The organism is Kiloniellales bacterium, from assembly GCA_030066685.1.
In the GTDB taxonomy this organism is placed as follows: domain Bacteria; phylum Pseudomonadota; class Alphaproteobacteria; order Kiloniellales; family JAKSBE01; genus JAKSBE01.
Genome location: JASJBF010000034.1, coordinates 17,134 through 34,742 on the forward strand (window position 1 = coordinate 17,134; position 17,609 = coordinate 34,742).

General features: G+C 68.3%; 18 protein-coding genes and 1 pseudogene. 4 read left to right on the plus strand and 15 right to left on the minus strand.

Going from position 1 to position 17,609, the window contains the following annotated elements; genetic code table 11:
- Positions 1 to 5: 5 nt before the first annotated feature.
- A complete protein-coding gene (locus QNJ30_19785) occupies positions 6 to 389 on the plus strand; it encodes a hypothetical protein (protein ID MDJ0945716.1) in 384 nt (127 codons plus the stop codon).
- A 4-nt stretch (positions 390 to 393) separates the two neighbouring features.
- Complete coding sequence (locus tag QNJ30_19790) at positions 394 to 612, plus strand: hypothetical protein (protein MDJ0945717.1); 219 nt, start codon at positions 394 to 396, stop codon at positions 610 to 612.
- Positions 613 to 811: 199 nt separating this feature from the next.
- Here QNJ30_19790 and QNJ30_19795 read toward each other — a convergent pair whose 3' ends face one another.
- From QNJ30_19795 to obgE, 12 genes are all read right to left on the minus strand, one after another.
- The gene (locus QNJ30_19795; protein MDJ0945718.1) at positions 812 to 1,309 is read right to left on the minus strand and encodes an RNA pyrophosphohydrolase; all 498 of its coding nucleotides are present in this window, start codon (positions 1,307 to 1,309) and stop codon (positions 812 to 814) included.
- A 22-nt stretch (positions 1,310 to 1,331) separates the two neighbouring features.
- Positions 1,332 to 2,381, minus strand: a complete 1,050-nt coding sequence (locus QNJ30_19800; GenBank protein MDJ0945719.1) for a divergent polysaccharide deacetylase family protein — start codon at positions 2,379 to 2,381, stop codon at positions 1,332 to 1,334.
- 35 nt (positions 2,382 to 2,416) lie between these two features.
- Positions 2,417 to 3,709 (minus strand): S41 family peptidase, encoded by a 1,293-nt coding sequence (locus QNJ30_19805; GenBank protein ID MDJ0945720.1) that lies wholly within the window; start codon positions 3,707 to 3,709, stop codon positions 2,417 to 2,419.
- A complete protein-coding gene (locus QNJ30_19810; protein MDJ0945721.1) occupies positions 3,709 to 5,007 on the minus strand; it encodes a peptidoglycan DD-metalloendopeptidase family protein in 1,299 nt (432 codons plus the stop codon). The genes QNJ30_19805 and QNJ30_19810 overlap by 1 nt, the downstream gene beginning before the upstream one ends.
- Before the next feature lie 5 nt (positions 5,008 to 5,012).
- Positions 5,013 to 6,575, minus strand: coding sequence for a 2,3-bisphosphoglycerate-independent phosphoglycerate mutase (gene gpmI, locus QNJ30_19815; protein ID MDJ0945722.1), 1,563 nt, complete (start codon positions 6,573 to 6,575; stop codon positions 5,013 to 5,015).
- A gap of 57 nt (positions 6,576 to 6,632) precedes the next feature.
- The gene (rlmH, locus tag QNJ30_19820; protein MDJ0945723.1) at positions 6,633 to 7,091 is read right to left on the minus strand and encodes a 23S rRNA (pseudouridine(1915)-N(3))-methyltransferase RlmH; all 459 of its coding nucleotides are present in this window, start codon (positions 7,089 to 7,091) and stop codon (positions 6,633 to 6,635) included.
- Between the two features lie 62 nt (positions 7,092 to 7,153).
- Entirely contained in the window at positions 7,154 to 7,540 is a 387-nt protein-coding gene (rsfS, locus tag QNJ30_19825) for a ribosome silencing factor (GenBank protein ID MDJ0945724.1), read from the minus strand.
- Positions 7,541 to 7,579: 39 nt separating this feature from the next.
- Positions 7,580 to 8,248, minus strand: a complete 669-nt coding sequence (locus QNJ30_19830) for a nicotinate-nucleotide adenylyltransferase (GenBank protein ID MDJ0945725.1) — start codon at positions 8,246 to 8,248, stop codon at positions 7,580 to 7,582.
- Between the two features lie 29 nt (positions 8,249 to 8,277).
- Positions 8,278 to 8,685: a GFA family protein gene (locus QNJ30_19835; protein MDJ0945726.1), complete on the minus strand. Its 408-nt coding sequence runs from the start codon at positions 8,683 to 8,685 to the stop codon at positions 8,278 to 8,280.
- Between the two features lie 29 nt (positions 8,686 to 8,714).
- The gene (locus QNJ30_19840) at positions 8,715 to 9,998 is read right to left on the minus strand and encodes a glutamate-5-semialdehyde dehydrogenase (protein ID MDJ0945727.1); all 1,284 of its coding nucleotides are present in this window, start codon (positions 9,996 to 9,998) and stop codon (positions 8,715 to 8,717) included.
- Positions 9,995 to 11,188, minus strand: a complete 1,194-nt coding sequence (proB, locus tag QNJ30_19845; protein ID MDJ0945728.1) for a glutamate 5-kinase — start codon at positions 11,186 to 11,188, stop codon at positions 9,995 to 9,997. The genes QNJ30_19840 and proB overlap by 4 nt, the downstream gene beginning before the upstream one ends.
- Entirely contained in the window at positions 11,185 to 12,216 is a 1,032-nt protein-coding gene (gene obgE / locus QNJ30_19850) for a GTPase ObgE (GenBank protein ID MDJ0945729.1), read from the minus strand. Before obgE ends, proB begins: the two co-directional genes overlap by 4 nt.
- Before the next feature lie 425 nt (positions 12,217 to 12,641).
- On the opposite strand from obgE, the gene QNJ30_19855 reads away from it, so the two are divergent.
- Positions 12,642 to 13,499, plus strand: coding sequence for a hypothetical protein (locus tag QNJ30_19855; protein ID MDJ0945730.1), 858 nt, complete (start codon positions 12,642 to 12,644; stop codon positions 13,497 to 13,499).
- A 209-nt stretch (positions 13,500 to 13,708) separates the two neighbouring features.
- Positions 13,709 to 15,070 carry an SLC13 family permease gene (locus QNJ30_19860; GenBank protein MDJ0945731.1) on the plus strand — a complete coding sequence of 454 codons (1,362 nt, stop codon included), beginning with the start codon at positions 13,709 to 13,711 and terminating at the stop codon, positions 15,068 to 15,070.
- A gap of 264 nt (positions 15,071 to 15,334) precedes the next feature.
- Here QNJ30_19860 and QNJ30_19865 read toward each other — a convergent pair whose 3' ends face one another.
- The 3 genes and pseudogenes from QNJ30_19865 to rplU form a co-directional block, all read right to left on the minus strand.
- The gene (locus tag QNJ30_19865) at positions 15,335 to 16,327 is read right to left on the minus strand and encodes a hypothetical protein (GenBank protein ID MDJ0945732.1); all 993 of its coding nucleotides are present in this window, start codon (positions 16,325 to 16,327) and stop codon (positions 15,335 to 15,337) included.
- Between the two features lie 373 nt (positions 16,328 to 16,700).
- Positions 16,701 to 16,958: a 50S ribosomal protein L27 gene (gene rpmA / locus QNJ30_19870; protein MDJ0945733.1), complete on the minus strand. Its 258-nt coding sequence runs from the start codon at positions 16,956 to 16,958 to the stop codon at positions 16,701 to 16,703.
- Positions 16,959 to 17,276: 318 nt separating this feature from the next.
- Positions 17,277 to 17,588 (minus strand): annotated as a pseudogene (gene rplU, locus QNJ30_19875) (50S ribosomal protein L21).
- Positions 17,589 to 17,609 lie beyond the last annotated feature (21 nt).

Here is a 17,609-nt window from a genome sequence, read left to right on the forward strand (position 1 = left end):
GGAGGGTGGGACCGCCGGTTTGGGTCATGGTGATCCTGGCGGTGGCGAATGTTCCGCTTTTCTGCCTTGCCGTCTGGCTTGCCTTCGACGACCACGGTCTCCGGGGCTTTGCGGCTGTCCTCCTGGTGACCGCCGGTTTCGGCCTGCCCTGGTTTCTGCTGCAGCGCCAGCTCAACGTCTTCCCTGCCGTGGTGCCTTTCGCCGCGCTAGAGGAAGGCGCGATCGCGGTCCTCGTCGGCCGGGTCGAGCGGCGGACCCGGGATTGGCCGCTGCCGGTCTCCTCGCTGGTCTTTCCCCAGGCCGGCGTGCCGCGCGACCGCTTAAAGCTCCGGGTGACCAGGGCCGAGAACCGCGAGCCGCCGGCGCTGGGCGGTCACCGAGTATCGTGACAACGTGAGCGACAAGGTCGAGCCCGAGTTTGAGATCTCCGGCCTGCGCTCCGTCCACGACCCGGTGGTGATCAGCTCCACGACCAGCTATCCCAAGGCCTTCGACGCCGAGAAGCTGGAGCTCTGTCGCGAGCCGCAGTCCTGGCTGGTCTACGAGGTCCAGACCTCGCAGGTCCAGAACAAGCACCACGCCGCCCGCTTCCCCGGTCTGAACTATGCCTAGGAGACCCTGTTCATCCTGCCCGCGGGACGTCGGTTCAGCCACAAGGGCGCCGTCGTCGATTTCGAATCACCTTATGGCAGATTCCAGCGCCGGCCGGAGGTGGCCGAAGGCGGCCTGCGCTTCCGCACCGAGTTGACCATCCCGGGCGGGGAGATCCCGCTCAAGGAACTGGAGCAGTTCAACGCCCCTTGGTATAACCTCAGCGCAGCAGCCCGGCGAACTCGGCCAGGACCTCGCGGTAGAGGCCGCGCTTGAAGGGCACGATCAGCTCGGTCAGCTGGCCGGCGGGCACCCAGCGCCAGGACAGGAACTCCGGCTCCTGCGTGTCGAGATCGATGTCGCTGTCCCGGCCCAGGAAACGCAGCGCGAACCACTTCTGCCGCTGACCGCGGTAGCGGCCCTTCCAGACCTTGGGCACCAGGTCCGGTGGCAGGTCGTAGCTCAGCCAGCCCCGGCTTTCGGCCAGGAACGCCGCCTTGTCGGTGCCGATCTCCTCCGCCATCTCGCGCAGCGCGGCGGCCCGCGGGGCCTCGCCCTTGTCGATCCCGCCCTGCGGCATCTGCCAGGCCTCCGCGGCTGTGTCGATACGCCGCCCGACGAAGACCTCGCCGGCGGCGTTCAGCAGAAGGATGCCGACGCCCGGACGGTAGGGCAGCCGGGCGTAGGGGTGGCCCGGTTCATCGCTCGAGCCGGTCATGCCGATCGCCCCGCCATCCCGCTCAAGCCGGGCCCGGCTGCGGCACCAGGGCGGAGACCGGGGCCAGGGCGAAGCCGCGCGCGCCGAGGTCACGCGCCCAGCGCGCGAGTTGCTCGACCGCCTGCGGATAGGGCCTGGCGATCGCGACCGCCTGACCGCGGGCCAGGGCCAGGCTCTCGACCTCGGCCAGCCGCGCCCGTATCACCGCGTCGCTCGCCTGGTTGTCGTCGAGCAGACGATCGTTGACCACCCAGGCGGTGCCCAGCGACGCTGCGAGCTCGGCCGCGATGCTGTCCCTGGCGCTGGCGTTGTCCAGGTAGATCAGCCCCTTGGTCTTGAGCGCGCGCAGCAGGATCCGCATGTCGGGCTCGGACGCGGCGAAGCGCGACCCCAGCGCGGCGGCCACGCCGATGTAGTTCGAGCCGCGCCCGAGGATGTCGTTCAGCCTCTCGAGGTTCTCGCGGTCGCCGGCGCCGGTCATCAGCGCCAGAGGGCCGGGATCGCTGCGGGGAAAGTCGAGCGGCTCCATCGGCAGGTCCAGCATGACTTCGTGGCCGTCGACCCGGGCCACCGCGATCCAGCGGTTCAGGTCGCTGGCGTAGGGCGTGAAGGACAATGTGACCGCTGCCGGCAGGCTCTGCACCGCGCGCTGGGTCGCCGCGCCGTCCAGGCCGAGCCCGGTGATCACGATGGCGATCCGTGGCCGCGGATCCTTGCGGTCGAAGGCCGCGGCGAAGCGGCGCCAGGTCGGCGGCCCCTTGCCGCTGCCTTGCTTCTGAAGGCGCTTTTTCAGCTCTTCGGGTGAAGGCTCGGCTTCGGCCCGGGGCGCCGGCGGCGCTGCGGGCGGGGCCCCGGCTGCGGTCTCGCCCGCAGCCGGTCTCGGCACGCCCGGCGCCGGCGCGTCCTTCTCCTCGGCCTGCTCGGCCCGGTGATCGCGCCGGGCCTCCGGATGGAGGTAGAAGACCCAGGCAAAGCCGGCACCGACCAGGGCGAAGAGCACGATCCACGCGGCGATCAGGGCCGCGAGGCCGCCTTTGCCGCCTGGCGGAGCGTCATCCTGCAGCCGGGCCATGGGTCGTCTCGGCGGCCCTCACGACCGCCGCACCCTCAGTTGACGACGCGTTCGCTGAACAGGCGCAGGCCGCGCAGCAGATCCAGGGCTCTGGTCAGCTGGTAGTCCTGCGGCGGCTCCGTCTCGCCGGTCTCGTTCGCGCTGGTCTCGCCGCCGTCCGGCCGCTCCTCGCCTTCGGGGGTGTCGAGCGCGCCGCGCAGGTCTGCCTCGCGGCTGCGCCGGCGGCTCTCGATGTCCTCGATGCGCGCCTGCTTGACCTCGATGTCCGGCTCGATCCCCTTGGCCTGGATCGAGCGCCCGGAGGGCGTGTAGTAGCGCGAGGTGGTCAGGCGCATGGCCCCGTGGCCCGGCATCGGGATGATGGTCTGAACGGAGCCCTTGCCGAAGGAGGCGGTGCCCAGGACGATCGCGCGCCGGTGATCCTGCAGGGCGCCGGCCACGATCTCCGAGGCCGAGGCGGAGCCGGAGTTGATCAGCACGACGATCGGAAGACCCTCCGCCAGGTCGCCGGGGCGGGAGTTGAAGCGCTGCCCCTCCTCGGTGTCGCGACCCCGGGTCGAGACGATCTCGCCCTTGTCAAGGAAGGCGTCCGAGACCGCGATCGCCTGGTCGAGCAGGCCGCCCGGGTTGTTTCGCAGATCGATCACGTAGCCGATGAGATCGTTGCCCAGTTCCTTCTTGGCCCTCTCGATCGCCTGTTCCAGCCCCGGTTTGGTCTGCTCGTTGAAGGTGGTGATGCGCACGTAGCCGACGTCGCCCTCGACGCGGCCGCGAACCGACTGGATGGTGATGATGTCGCGGGTGATGGTCACGTCGAAGGCGTCGCGGCCTTCGCGGCGGACCGTCAGAACGATATCGGTGTTGACCGGGCCCCGCATCCGCTCGACCGCCTGGGGCAGGGTCAGGCCGAGCACGGCCTCGCCGTCCAGGTGGGTGATGTAGTCGCCTGCCTGGATCCCGGCCTTGAAGGCCGGGGTGTCGTCGATCGGCGAGACCACCTTGACCAGGCCGTTCTCGTCCAGGGTCACCTCGATGCCCAGGCCGCCGAACTCGCCCCGGGTCTGCACCTGCATGTCGCCGAAGCTCTTTTCGTCCAGGTAGCTGGAATGCGGGTCGAGCGCGGCGAGCATGCCCCGGATCGCCGACTCGATGAGGTCCTCGTCCGAGACCTCTTCGACGTAGTCCGCGCGGACCCTCTCGAAGACGTCTCCGAAGAGCTTGAGCTGACGATAGGTTTCGGAACGGTCGGACTCGGCCCAAAGGGAGGCGGCCGGGGTGATAACGAGCATCAGGACGGCGCCCAGCGCCGCAAATCGGAACTCACGCATTAGCCTTGCACCTTGTCGTCGATGTTGGCGAGCCATGGAAGCGGGTTGATCGGCTGCCCGGTCCGTCGCAGTTCGTAATAGAGTTCTGGCTTGCCGTTCTGCGGGCGTCCCATGACGCCGACCGGTTCACCGGCAAGCACCCATTGGCCGACCGCCGCGTTTAGGCGCTCGACCCCAGCCAGCAGGCTATGATACCGCCCGCCGTGTTCGATGATCAATAACTGGCCGTAGCCTCGAAATTCCCCGGAATAGACGATCCTGCCGTCGTAGGGGGCGACGACCTGCGCCCCCGCCCGGGTCGAAACCATGATCCCCTTGGAGGTCGCGCCCGGATTGCCGTCGCTGCGCTCGCCGTAGCGCAGGGTCAAGCGTCCGCGCGCCGGCATCACCAGGCTCGACTGGACCGAGGGGAAGGGCCGGATGTCGAGCGGCTTGGCCAGGGCGGCGATGGTCGACGGCTCCGGCGCGGCGCCGGAGTCCTCGTCCTGCCTGGCCGCCTGCGCGCGCGCCAGCGACTCCTGCTCCAGCCGCTCGACCAGCCCGCGCAAGTTCTCGGCCTCGGCGGCTCGCTTGGCCGCGCGCTGAAGCGTTTCGTCGAGCTCGCGGCTGGCCTTCTGGTAGAACTCTTCCTTGCGCTTGGTCAGCGCCGCCAGGGATACGGTCTCGGCCTCGAGCTCGCGGGCGACCTTCTTGAGCTCCTCGCGGCGCAGGGCGATCTCGCTGCGCAGGCTGCGCAGCTCGTCGAGCTGGTTGCGCAGGACTTCGGCACGCTCGTCGATCTCGGCGACCGCGACCTTCAGCAGCATGGCGCTGCGTACCGCGTCCAGCGGCCGGCCGGGCACGGCGAAGGCCAGTTCCGGCGGCTGCAGGGCGATCCGCTGCAGCGCGCTCAGGGTTCGGACCATTTGGTCGTGGCGGCCCTCCAGGTCGCGCAGGTTCAGCTGCTCGTCCGCCTGCAGCCGGGCCAGGGTGGTCTCGACCGCCGAGAGCTGATCCTCCAGGGTCTGGGCGCTGCGGCCCTTGTCGACCAGCTCCTTGTGCAAGTCGCCGACCTCGGCTTCGAGCGAATTGGCCTTTTCGCCCAGTTCCTTGGCGCGGTTGCGCTCCGCCTCCAGCTCCTGCTCGATCTGGCGCAGGCGCGCGCTCTCCTCGTCGTTCTCCTGCTGCGCGGCCACCGGCCCGGCGCTCAAAGCGCCGCCGGCAAGCATCAGGGCCGCGAGACCCGTGCCGGCGCGGAACCTCCGGCGCTTCCCTCTGGGGAAACCGGGCTTGCGCTCGACCTGGGGGACGCCGACCAAGCCGGCTACTCCGCCGCCGCTTCCGCTTGCGCCGCCGAACCGCGCAGCAGGCTCTGCCCGGTCATGGCGGCCGGCTGCGGCAGGCCCATAAGGGCGAGGACCGTCGGTGCGATGTCGGCCAGGCGGCCGTCGGCTAGGCGCTCTGCGCCGCTTCCCGCACCGGCCAGCAGTATCGGGACCCTGTTCATGGTATGGGCAGTGTGACGCTCACCGGTTTCCGAATCCTTCATCCTTTCGGCGTTGCCGTGATCCGCGGTGATCAGCAAGCAGCCGCCAGCGCACTCGACCGCGGCGTCCAGCGCCTCGAGGCAGTTGTCTACCGCCTCGACCGCCTGGATCGCTGCCGCCAGATTGCCGGTATGGCCGACCATGTCGCCGTTGGCGTAGTTGACCACGATCAGGTCGAACGTCCCGGACTCGATCGCCTCGACCAGGGCCTCCGTCACCTCGAAGGCCGACATCTCGGGCTTGAGATCGTAGGTGGCAACCTTGGGCGAGGGGATCAAGATCCGCTCTTCCCCGTCGAAGACCTCTTCCCGGCCGCCGTTGAGGAAGAAGGTCACGTGGGCGTACTTCTCGGTCTCGGCGATCCGCAGCTGCTTCAGGCCCGCCTTGGCGACGACCTCGCCCAGCGTGTCGCCGATCTCGGCGGCGGGAAACAGGGTGGCAAGCCAGCGATTGTGGGCCTCGGAATACTCGACCATGCCCGCCGCCGCGGCGAAGCGGACCACGCGCTCCCTGTGGAAGCCGTCGAAGGCGGGGTCGAGCAGGGCGGCCAGGATCTCCCGCGCCCGATCGGCGCGGAAGTTGGCCATCAGCACGCCGTCGCCGTCGCGCATGCCCGGATAGCCGCCGATCACCGCGGGCTCGACGAACTCGTCGGTGACCGCCTTGGCGTAGCTGGCCTCGACGGCGGCGAGGGCATCGGCGGCCACGACCCCGTCTCCCATGACCAGGGCGCGATAGGCGCGCGCGACCCGGTCCCAGCGCTTGTCCCGGTCCATGGCGTAGTAGCGCCCGCTCACCGTGGCGACCTCCGCCTCCGGGGCCGCGGCCTGGAAGTCCGCGAGGTAGCCCCGGGCGCTCGACGGCGGCGTGTCGCGGCCGTCGAGGAAGGCGTGGAGCTTCACCGGGACGCCGGCCGCCGCCAGGATCCGGCAGAGCGCGGCGATCTGGTCCTGGTGGGCGTGCACGCCGCCGGGCGAGATCAGGCCCATCACCTGGGCCGTTCCGCCAGAGGCCTTGAGCTTCTCGATGAAACCGCACAGCGCCGGGTTCGCCTCGATCTCGCCGCTGCGGACCGCCTGGTCGATGCGCGGCAGGTCCTGAAGGACGATCCGGCCGGCGCCGATGTTCATGTGGCCGACCTCGGAGTTGCCCATTTGCCCTTCGGGCAGCCCGACCTCGTGCTCCGAGGCGTCGATCAGGGCCTGGGGGCAGGACGCGTAGAGCCGGTCCAGCGTCGGCGTCCGGGCCAGTCGGATCGCGTTGTCTTCGCTGGCGTCAGCGTGGCCCCAGCCGTCGAGGATACAGAGGACGACGGGGCGGGGTCTGGCATCTGGGGTCATCTAGGTCCTACGCTTTTGGCTGTATATAGGCGATCTTTGCGCCGCGGGACAGCCTCTTCAGGCCCGGTGATAGGGATGACCGGTAAGGATCGATTGCGCGCGGTAGAGCTGTTCGGCCAGCATCACCCTGGCAAGAAGATGTGGCCAAGTCATGGCACCGAAGGCGAGGCGCCGATCGGCGGCCGCCAGCACCTCGTCGGACAGTCCCTCGGCCCCTCCGATCACGAAGGCGAGATCCCCGGTTCCGGCCTCCCGATAGTCCTGGATCGTTCGGGCAAAAGCCTCACTGGTCAGAGACTTACCCCCGCCGTCGAGGGCGATGATCCTGGCCGGCTTGGGCAGGCTTTGGAGCAGCAGCTCACCTTCCCGGCGCTTCAGCGCGTCCGGCGGCAGCTGGCGCCGTTCTTCGACTTCCTTAACGTCGTGGGGCCAGGTCAGGCGGCGCAAGTAGTCGGACAGCAGATCCTGCATCGGGCCGGCCCGCAGGCGGCCGACGGCGGCGATGGTGATCCGCACCGACCCGCCTCAGCCCCAGTCCGCGCCCGGAACCCGACGCGGGCCACCGGGGCCGGCCGGGCTCAAAGGCCGGCGCTGCTGCGCTCGGGCTCCGGCAGGTCCATGCCCCACATCTTCTCGAGGTTGTAGAAGGACCGCACCTCGGGTCGGAAGAGGTGGATGATCACGTCCCCTCCGTCGATCAGGACCCAGTCGCAGCGCTCCGCGCCTTCCACCGAGGGCGCCTTGACCCCGGCATGCTTGAGCCTCTCGCGGAGATGCTCGGCCATGGCGCCGACGTGGCGTTGCGAGCGGCCGCTCGCAATGACCATGGAATCCGCAAAGCTGGTTTTGCCGGAGAGGTCGATGACGACAATGTCTTCGGCCTTGTCGTCTTCGAGAGAGGTCTTGACGAGGCCGAGCAGGCCGTCGCCAGAAAGCGACCCGTCTTTAAGCCTTCGGGTCTCCAAGGCTTCGCTCGTGACTATGACCGCAGTCTCCCTTCCCATTCATCGCCACAGGCCCGCGGACCGCGAGATCCGCGCCGCCCTGATGCGGGTCGCCGACTGGGTCGATAACGGGCCGTGAAGAAAAACCCAGGCCGGCGGCTCCATCTCCGGCAGGCGGCGGGCTGCGCGTTCCGGCTTGCGCCACCGGGAAAAGCGCCGCGCCGCCAATCCGGCTAGCGCCCCCAAAGCATAGGAGGGGCGATCCAGGATCGCAACGGGGAGTAAATGAAATATTTGCATCCAGTCTTTCCAGGCCGGAATCTGCTGAAGATTGTCGGCGCCCATCACCCAAACGAAGGAAACTCTTGGTAATCGGCAGGTCAAGGCGCGCAGAGTCTCGGCCGTATACTGCGTTCCCAGGGCCGACTCCAGCGCTGTGACCCGGATTCGAGGATGATCGGCGATTCGCCGCGCCGAATCGAGCCGCTGCGCGAGGTCCGCCATGCCTTCGGCGGGCTTCAGCGGGTTCTGAGGCGATACCAGCCACCAGACCTCGTCCAGGCCAAGGCGCTTCAAAGCCACCAGGCTGATCATCCGATGGCCCTCGTGGGCCGGGTTGAAGGAGCCGCCAAGCAGGCCGGCCCTGTAGCCCGGCGGCGGCAGGAATCCGCCCAGGGCCCGAGCCAGGTTCCCCGACGAGATTTTGCGATCAGGAGTCGCCTTCGTCATCGCTGGGTCGCCGAATGCGTGTGCACGGCTCAGGAGTCGTCGCGGATCGCCGAGAAGCGGTCATGGCGCGGCAAGCCATCATCGAGGTGGAGCCAGGGCAGCCTTTGCGACTCGAAGGCATGGTGACGGGGCGGGAAGGCCTCCGGCTCGTCCAGGGCGCCGAGGAAGAAATAGATCATGCCGGGCAGCCGCTCGTCCTGGTAGGCGATCGGGCTGCCGCAGCGCGGGCAGAAGCTCCGCCGGACGCCCGGCGAAGAACCATGCTGCGCCGGTTCTGTCTCGCCCTCGAAGCTGACTACGGCCGTGGCGGCGCCGACGAAGGCCGCCAGCGGAGCGCCGGTCGCCCTGCGGCAATCCCTGCAGTGGCAGTAGGAGGCCCACTCCGGGCGCTCGCCGAGCCGGAAGCGGACCGCGCCGCAGAGGCAACCGCCGGTCACCGGCCCCGCTTGTCCTGCGGCCACGGCGTTCAGGGCCGGACCTGGCCTTCGCCGCGGACCAGGTACTTGTAGCTGGTCAGCTGCTCCAGGCCGACCGGGCCACGGGCGTGCAGCTTGCCGGTCGCGATTCCGATCTCCGCACCCATGCCGAACTCGCCGCCGTCGGCATACTGGGTCGAGGCGTTGTGCAGCAGGATCGCCGAATCGACCTCGGCGAAGAAGCGCGCGACCGCCGACTCGTCCTCGGTGACGATGGCGTCGGTGTGGTGGGAGCCGTGGCGGGCGATGTGCTCGATCGCGCCGCCCACGCCGTCGACCATCTTCACCGAGAGGATCGGCGCCAGGTACTCGGTGTCCCAGTCGATGGGCTTGGCCGGCAGGGCGCGGGGCTCGCGGGCGCAGACCGCCTCGTCGCCGCGGATTTCGCAGCCGCCGGCGATCAGGTCGTCGAGGATCGGCCCGAGGTGGGTCTCTGCCGCCCGGCGGTCGACCAGCAGGGTCTCGGTGGCGCCGCAGATCCCGGTCCGGCGCAGCTTGGCGTTGACCGCGATGCGGCGGGCCATCTCGAGCTCCGCCGCGCCGTCGACGTAGGTGTGGCAGAGCCCTTCCAGATGGGCCAGGACCGGGACCCGGCTTTCCTGCTGGACCCGCTCGATCAGGCCCTTGCCGCCGCGCGGCACGACGATGTCGAGATAGTCGCTCATGCGCAGCAGCATGCCGACCGCGGCGCGGTCGCTGGTCGGCACGCGCTGGATCGCCGCCGCGGGCAGGCCGGCTTCCGCCAGGCCGCGCTGCAATCCGTCCAGGATCGCCGAGGCGGAATGGAAGGATTCCGAGCCGCCGCGCAGGATGGCGGCGTTTCCGGACTTGAGGCAGAGGCCGCCGGCGTCGGCGGTGACGTTGGGCCGGCTCTCGTAGATGATGCCGACCACGCCCAGGGGCACCGCGACCCGGGCGATCTTCAGGCCGTTGGGCCGTTCCCACTCGGCCAGGGTCCGGCCGACCGGGTCGGGCAGGCGGGCGATGTCCTCCAGCCCCTTGGCCATGGCCTCGATCCGCTCGGGGGTCAGCTCCAGCCTGTCGAGCAGCGCCGGGGTCAGGCCCTTGTCGCGCCCGGCCGCCATGTCGCGGGCGTTGGCCTCGAGAATCTTTTCGCTATCGGCGCGCAGCGCGGCGGCGGCCGCCGCCAGCGCGGCGTTCTTGGTCGCCGTGGTCGCGATCGCCAGCTCCGCCGCCGCGGCCTTGGCGGCGACGCCGATTGCCTCCATCTCGCTCTGCAGGTCCTCGCGCAGGACCGCGGCTTCGGCGTTCATTCCGTCCCTCCCTCCGGCTCTTTCCTCCGGGCCTCGCCGCCCGCCACGGTCAGCACCAGATCGTCCCGGTGGATCAGCTCCTCGCGGCCAAGGTAGCCCAGAATGGCCTCTATTTCACCGCTCTTGTGGCCGCGGATCCGGGCCGCATCGGCGGCCGAATAGGCGATCAGGCCGCGGCCCAGCTCGGCGCCGTCGGGCCCGCGCAGCAGGACCGCGTCGCCGCGCTCGAAGCGGCCCTCGATCGCGGTGACCCCGGCCGGCAGCAGGCTCTTGCCGGCGGCCAGGGCGCGCACCGCGCCGGCGTCCAGCGTGACCGTGCCGACCGGCTTCAGGGCCCCGGCGATCCAGCGCTTGCGCGCGGTCAAGGGCTCCAGCTTGGACAGGAACCAGGTGCAGCGGGCGCCCTCGGCCAGGGCGGCCAGCGGATTTAGGCGCCGGCCGTCGGCGATGGCCATGCGGCAGCCGGCGGCGACCGCGATGCGGGCCGCGGCCAGCTTGGTGATCATCCCGCCGGAGGAATAGCCGGGCGGCGCCTCGCCGGCCATGGCTTCGATCTCCCGGGTGATCTCCGGGACCACGGGGACGAAGGCCGCCGTCCGGTCTTTGCGCGGGTCGGCGGTGTAGAGGCCGTCGATGTCCGACAGCAGGACCAGCACGTCCGCGTTCATCATGGCCGCGACCCGCGCCGCCAGGCGGTCGTTGTCGCCGAAGCGGATCTCGGTGGTCGCCACGGTGTCGTTCTCGTTGATCACTGGGATGACGCCGAGGCGCAGCAGTGTTGCCAGGGTCGCCCGGGCGTTGAGGTGGCGCCGACGCTCCTCTGTGTCGTCCAGGGTCAAAAGGATCTGGGCCACCGAGATGCCGTGCCGGGCCAGGGTCTCCTGGTAGGCGTGGGCCAGGCGGACCTGCCCGGTCGCGGCGGCGGCCTGCTGCTCCTCCAGCTTCAGGCCCCGGCGCCGCAGGTCGAGGTGGTGGCGGCCGACGGCGATGGCGCCGGAGGACACCAGGATGACCTCGGTGCCGGCCCCGCGCAGCGCGGCGACGTCGTCGGCCAGGGCATCCAGCCAGGCGCGGTGGATCGCGCCGCTGTCCTGCTCGACCAGCAGGATAGAGCCGATCTTGACCACCACCCGCTTGGCGCCGGCCAGACCCGCCGCCACACCCGCGGCGCGCTGAAGCTCCGCGGTCATGGCTGCCAAGCCGCGCGGGCGGCCTCGGGCACTTCGTCGCGCGGCGGCGGCAGGTGAGGCACCAGCTCCTTGAGGATGGCGTCGACCCCCTCGCCGGTCGCGCCGGAGCAGAGCCGCACCGGCCGGCCGCTGGCCTCGGCGAGCGCGGCCGCGCGGGCTTTTCGATCCTCGGGCGTCAGCAGGTCGACCTTGTTGAGGGCCACGATCTCGGTCTTGTCCTCCAGGCCCTGGGCGTAGGCCTCGAGCTCCCGGCGCACGGTGCGGTAGGCGCCGCCGACGTCCTCCTGGCTGCCGTCGACCAGGTGCAGCAGCACGCCGCAACGCTCCAGGTGGCCGAGGAAGCGGTCGCCCAGGCCGGTGCCCGCGTGCGCGCCCTCGATCAGGCCGGGGATGTCGGCCAGGACGAACTCCCGGTCGCGGAAGCCGACCACGCCGAGCTGCGGGTGCAGGGTGGTGAAGGGATAGTCGGCGATCTTGGGCCGGGCCCGCGACACCGCGGCCAGGAAGGTCGACTTGCCGGCGTTGGGCAGGCCCAGCAGCCCGGCGTCGGCCAGCAGCTTGAGGCGCAGCCAGACGTAGAACTCCTCGCCCGGATGGCCCGGGTCGGCGCGCCGGGGCGCCCGGTTTGTGGCCGACTTGAAGTGGGCGTTGCCGAAGCCGCCGTCGCCGCCCTTGGCCAGCAGGACCCGCTGGCCGACCTCGGTCATGTCGGCGACCAGGCTCTCCTTGTCGTCGGCCAGGATCTGGGTGCCGACCGGGACCTTGATCACGATAGCCGGCGCGCTGGCGCCGGTGCGGTCCTTGCCCATGCCGTGCTGGCCGCGCTTGGCCTTGAAGTGCTGGCGGTAGCGGAAGTCGATCAGGGTGTTCAGGCCGGCCACCGCCTCGACCCAGACGTCGCCGCCGCGCCCGCCGTCGCCGCCGTTGGGGCCGCCGAACTCGATGTACTTCTCGCGCCGGAAGGACACGCAGCCCGCGCCGCCGTCGCCGCTCTTCACGAAGATCTTGGCTTCGTCCAGAAACTTCACGGGCTCGGTCCTCGCTTCGCGGCGGCAAAGGGAAGTGTGTGAAACGAAAAAGGGGAAACGCCGCCGTTTCCCCAATACCACGCGGTCCGGCGGTTCGGGGCGGTCTAGGGCGAGGGGAAGGGCCCCGAGCAGCCGGGATCGCCGCTCGCCGGCGCCGCCGTCAGCTTCGAAATCCCTGTGTCCATCGCGAAAACCCGCCCTTTCCGCCGGGGCCGCGGCACTATAGCGGGAGGCCGGCGCCTGTCAACGCGGCCGCCAGCCGAAAAGGGGTCAGAGTCATTTTTCGACAGGCCGCGGCATCACGGCTTTGTCTCGGTCGACACGAAAAATGACTCTGACCCCTTTTTTGGCCTTCCCGTCATCGCGGCGGCACCGCGAATCCAGATATAGAGGCTGTTAACCAAGGCACGACAGAGTGGCCCGCGATGACCAAGCTCGACACCTTCGAATCCGTCTTCAAGTCCGCCGACAAGCCGGTCTTCGCCTACCGGGCGGTGACCCTGGGCCAGGTCTTGCTGGTCACCGACCTGGGCGAGGCGGCGGCCGAGGCGCTACTCGGCCGGGTCCGGGACTATCTCGGGGCGGTCGACGCGCCCGAGACTCGCTGGACCGCGGTTCCGGGCGGCGCCTTCGGCGATGTCCATCAGCTGCTCGAGCTGGTCGAGGCCCGGCGCCCGGACCTGATCGTGACCTACCGGCATCTGCACTCCGAGGCCTGGCGCTGGCCCTTCAGCCTGGGCGAGCACCTGGACGTCCTGACCCAGGCCACCAAGACGCCGGTCCTGGTCCTGCCACACCCCGACGCCGAGCGCGGCCTGCCGCACAGCGTTCGCAACACCGACCGGGTCATGGCGATCACCGACCACCTGGCCGGCGAGAGCCGGCTGGTCAACGCTGCCCTGGCCTTCACCCGGCCGGGCGGGACCTGCTGGCTGACCCACGTCGAATGCACCCAGCACTTCGAGCGCTACATGGACGTGATCTCGCGGATCCCGGCGCTGGAGACCGAGGTCGCCCGCGAGACCATCGCCGCCCAGCTGCTGAAGGAGCCGCACGACTTCATCCGCTCCTGCCGCGCGGTCATCGAGGCCGAGGGCCTGGACGTGCGGATCGAGGAGATCGTCACCATGGGCGACCGCCTGGTCGAGTACGAGACGCTGATCCGCGATCACGAGGTCGACCTGCTGGTGCTCTACACCAAGGATGAGGACCAGCTCGCCATGCACGGCCTGGCCTACCCCCTGGCCGTCGAGCTCCGCCAGATCCCCCTGCTGATGCTGTAGGGGGTGGACTCAACCGCCATGTTCGCTCTTTGGCCCGCAACCTACCCGCTGTCATCCCCGGGCTCGACCCGGCGATCCATTGTGCCGCCTGCACCATGGATGCCCGGATCAAGTCCGGGCATGACAGAGGAGAAAGTTACGGGCTCCGGCGACAAACGCCTGCTTGCCTTGCGGCCCTCCCGCACCGACTAAACTCCACCGCACCCGTCATGCACCAGGTCCCGCTTTCGATCACCCTGCTCTTCGCCGCCCTGCTGGTGGCGATGATCCTCAGCCTGGCGCTGGAGGAGAAGATCCACGCCAAGAAGTCGGTCATCGCCGGGGTCTTCGCCACGGTCTGCCTCTTCCTCGCGGTCTTTCTGGATCTGGTCCATCCGGAGACGGTGCAGATCCTCGGCCTGCCGGTCCATCTGCCGCTCTACATCCCCGGCGTCGACTGGGAGGTCATCGCGATCATCCTGGGCTCCTCGATCTTCGTCGACGTGACCAGCAAGTCCGGGCTTTTCACCTGGATCGCGATCCGCCTGACCAAGGCCTCCAGGGGCGATCCCCTGGTCCTGCTCTGCTTCTACGGGGTCATGACCGTGGTCTTCTCGGCGGTGCTCAACAACGTGACCGCGATGATCATCGTCGGGACCCTCAGCGGGGTGTCCCTCGCCCGCCTGGGCCAGGGCGGCAAGCTGCTCGGCTTCCTGATGGTCGAGGGCCTGCTGACCAACGTCGGCGGCCTGCTGACCCTGGTCTCCTCGGTGCCCAACATCATCGTCGGCAACGCCGCCGGGATCAGCTTTCTCGACTTCTTTCTGGCCTCCAGCCCCTACGTCGTGCTGGCGACGGTGCTGACCCTCTGGCTCGGCGCCCGCCTCTTCGGCGTCGCGCGCCTCAAGACCGCCGAAGAGAAGGCCCAGGCGGAAAAGCTGGTCGCCGGTTTCGACGAGAACGACGGCATCGAATCCGCCGGCTTCTTCTGGTTCGGCGCGGTCATGACCCTGCTGTTCATCGCCACCATCGCCAGCGCCTCGGTGCTGCCGGTGATCGAGGAACTGGGCCTCGGCTACGTCGCCCTGGCCTTCGCGGTGATCGCCCTGCTGCGCTACAAGGCGACCGCCGACCGCTTCTACCAGGGCATCGACTGGGACCTGCTCGGCTTCTTCGGCTGCCTCTTCATCGTGATCAACATGATGGAGCACGCCGGGGTGCTGCACCTGATCGGCGAGGGCCTGGTTCCGATCCTGGAGCTCGGTGAGCTGGCCGGTCCCGGCACCCTGCTGGTCGCCGCGGCGGCCGCCAGCTCGGTCACCGACAACATCCCCCTGGCTGCGATGCTGGCCAAGATCCTGGGCGGCATGGACCTGCCGGCGGATTCTCCCTACTGGTGGTCGGTGGTCTTCGGCGCCAACCTGGGCGGCAACCTGACGCCGATCGGCTCGGCCTCGACCCTGGTCGCTGTCACCATCATCCACAAGAACAAGCTGGGGCTGTCCTTCGCCGGCTTCGTCAAGCTGGCCCTGCCTTTCGCCACCGCCCAGCTGCTGCTGGCCGTCGCCTACGTGCTGCTGGTGCTGGGATAGTTTTTGTCCATTCGGACAATAAGCTTGGTTGCTCAGACTGAATCAATCTGAGCCGTGAATCTTAATCTATTTTAACAAGTTAGAGCATGACTCACGTGTCATACCACGTCGGTGTGACACGATCATGCTCTAGGAAACGACCAGAGGAAACGCCCGGGCGATCCGCGGCTGGCGCCGGCCGCGGGCCTGCGCTTCGACCTGCCGCCCTTTCAAACGACTGCTCAGGCAAGCCAGATGAAATAGATAAGTCTGCTGACTCCGTCGCTATTCGGACGCGGCGGCTAGTTTTATGGCGTTCTCCAAGCGAACCACGTAGCGGTTGGCATTGTCGACGACGGCTGCGACCGACAAGCGGCGCGTGATCATATCACGGACGACCTCCGGAGGGCCCGAATCGCTGAACACGTCCGTTCGGATCGATGCAAAGCGCTTCCTTAACATCTGCGCAATCTCCGACGTTTGTTGATTGAGAAGCGCCGAAATATTGGGGCCCAGACCGTGCGCTTGGTAGACGGCCAGCTCCCTGATGAATTCCGTAGCGTCAGCATAGGCAATTAATTTCTCCGGAGTCCGGTCGAAGAAAAGCACCCAATCCACACCCTCGACATTTAGCCCGAACTCTTCGATGAAGGAGTCGTCCGGAAATGCCCCCCAAGCCTGCTGATCCGGAATAACATTCTCGATGGCTGACCGTGTGCGCTCGCTCGTAAGCAAGTAGGCAAGGAGCAGTCCCACGTCATAGGAATTGCCAGCGTTAAAGGTGAGCGACAGACTGGGCTTCGCCTCCTCGCCGTCAATGGCTGCCAGCCAGTCTGCATAAGTAACCCACATTTCAGGCGAGCCCTTGGCGAAGGCGGCCAGTTCGTTGAACTCCCCCATGCCTGAACTGCGCACTGTAACAAGCGAGACGCCGACGTCATCAAATGTCTTGTTCTCGAGGCTTTCAGCTATTGAATCCACTGTGACTTTCGTGGAGGTGACGGTTGCTTCGATTTTCCTGATGATCTCAGTACGGGTCGTCTGCATCTCCTCCTCAATCTGCTCTTTGGTCGCCTTGCGGCGAGCCTCGTTCTGTTTCTCATTGAAATTCATGACTTGCTGACCGATCAAGATTGCGCAGCCAATCAGCGCCAACATTACTGTGTAGCGCGCTGGCATGCTTCCCCAAACGCGCTTGCTGATTGACACGAGTGTGGTAATGATTGCGCCGGCGATCCCCAGAGTGAGGAGCGGGTGGCTAGTAATGAACTCTATCATTTGCGCCCCCATTTAACGCGGAAACGGCAAGAGCGTAAGACCTATGAGAGTATTTTGCGCTGGAGCTCAGAGCCCTGTCAAAGGGCATCAATATGCGAGTTGTTTGCCGCCGCGATTGGAAAGGAATCCCAGGGCGCTGCCGCTCGATGCAGAGCGGGACCGTCGATCTCGGTCCTTTGGGATCGTCTTTGAGGAACCCAGATAGGAACCAGCGCTGCCGCCGGCCGCCACCTCGGCTTCGACGCGGCGGGCACCGCCGTGCCCGTCATCGCGAGCGAAATGACCGCGCTGCCGACCGTCTTGTTTGTCCCGGAAACGACGAAGGGGAGCGCCCGGGCGCCCCCCTCGAAAACGGTCGGCGTCTGGCGCCGTATCAGTCCTGGCCGACCACCGAGACGTAGGTCCGCCCGCCGGTCGAGCGGTGGAACTTCACCTGGCCGCCGGTCAGGGCGAAGATGGTGTGGTCCTTGCCGATGCCGACGTTGTCGCCCGGATGGAACTTGGTGCCGCGCTGCCGCACGATGATGTTGCCGGGGACGACGATCTGGCCGCCGAACTTCTTCACGCCCAGGCGCCGTCCGGCCGAATCGCGGCCGTTGCGCGAGCTGCCGCCTGCCTTTTTGTGTGCCATAGGAGGTTACTCCTTGTCTTTCTTGGCGGCCGGCTTCTTCGCGGCTGCCTTCTTGGCCGGCGCTTTCTTGGCGCCGCCGGCCGCGGCCTTCTTCGGCGCGGCCTTCTTGGCTTCGGTCTTCTTGGCGGGCGCCTTGGCCGCGGGCTTCTTGGCGGCGGCCTTCTTCGGCGCCGCCTTCTTGGGCTCGGTCTTAGGCGCCTCGGCCTTCTTCGCGGGCGCCTTCTTGGCCGGTGCCTCGGCCGCCTCGTCCTTGGCTTTGGCGGGCGCCTTGGCTTTCGCCGGCGCCTTGGCCGCCAGCTTGCCGCTCGGCTTCTTGCCGCCGGTCAGGATCTCGGTGACCTGCAGGACCGTGGTCTCCTGGCGATGGCCGTGGGTCCGGCGGTAGTTCTTGCGGCGCTTCTTCTTGAAGACGACGATCTTGGCGTGGCGGTCCTGGCGCAGCACCTCGGCGGCCACCGTCGCACCCTCGACCAGCGGCGTGCCGACCGTGGTGCCCTTGTCGTCGCCCAGCATGAGAACCTGGTCAAGGGCGACGATCTCGCCGGCCTCGCCGGGCAGCTTCTCGACGAAGAGGGTGTCTCCGGGGGCGACTTTGTACTGCTTGCCGCCTGTCTTGATGACTGCGAACATGACCGTATTCTTTGACCAATT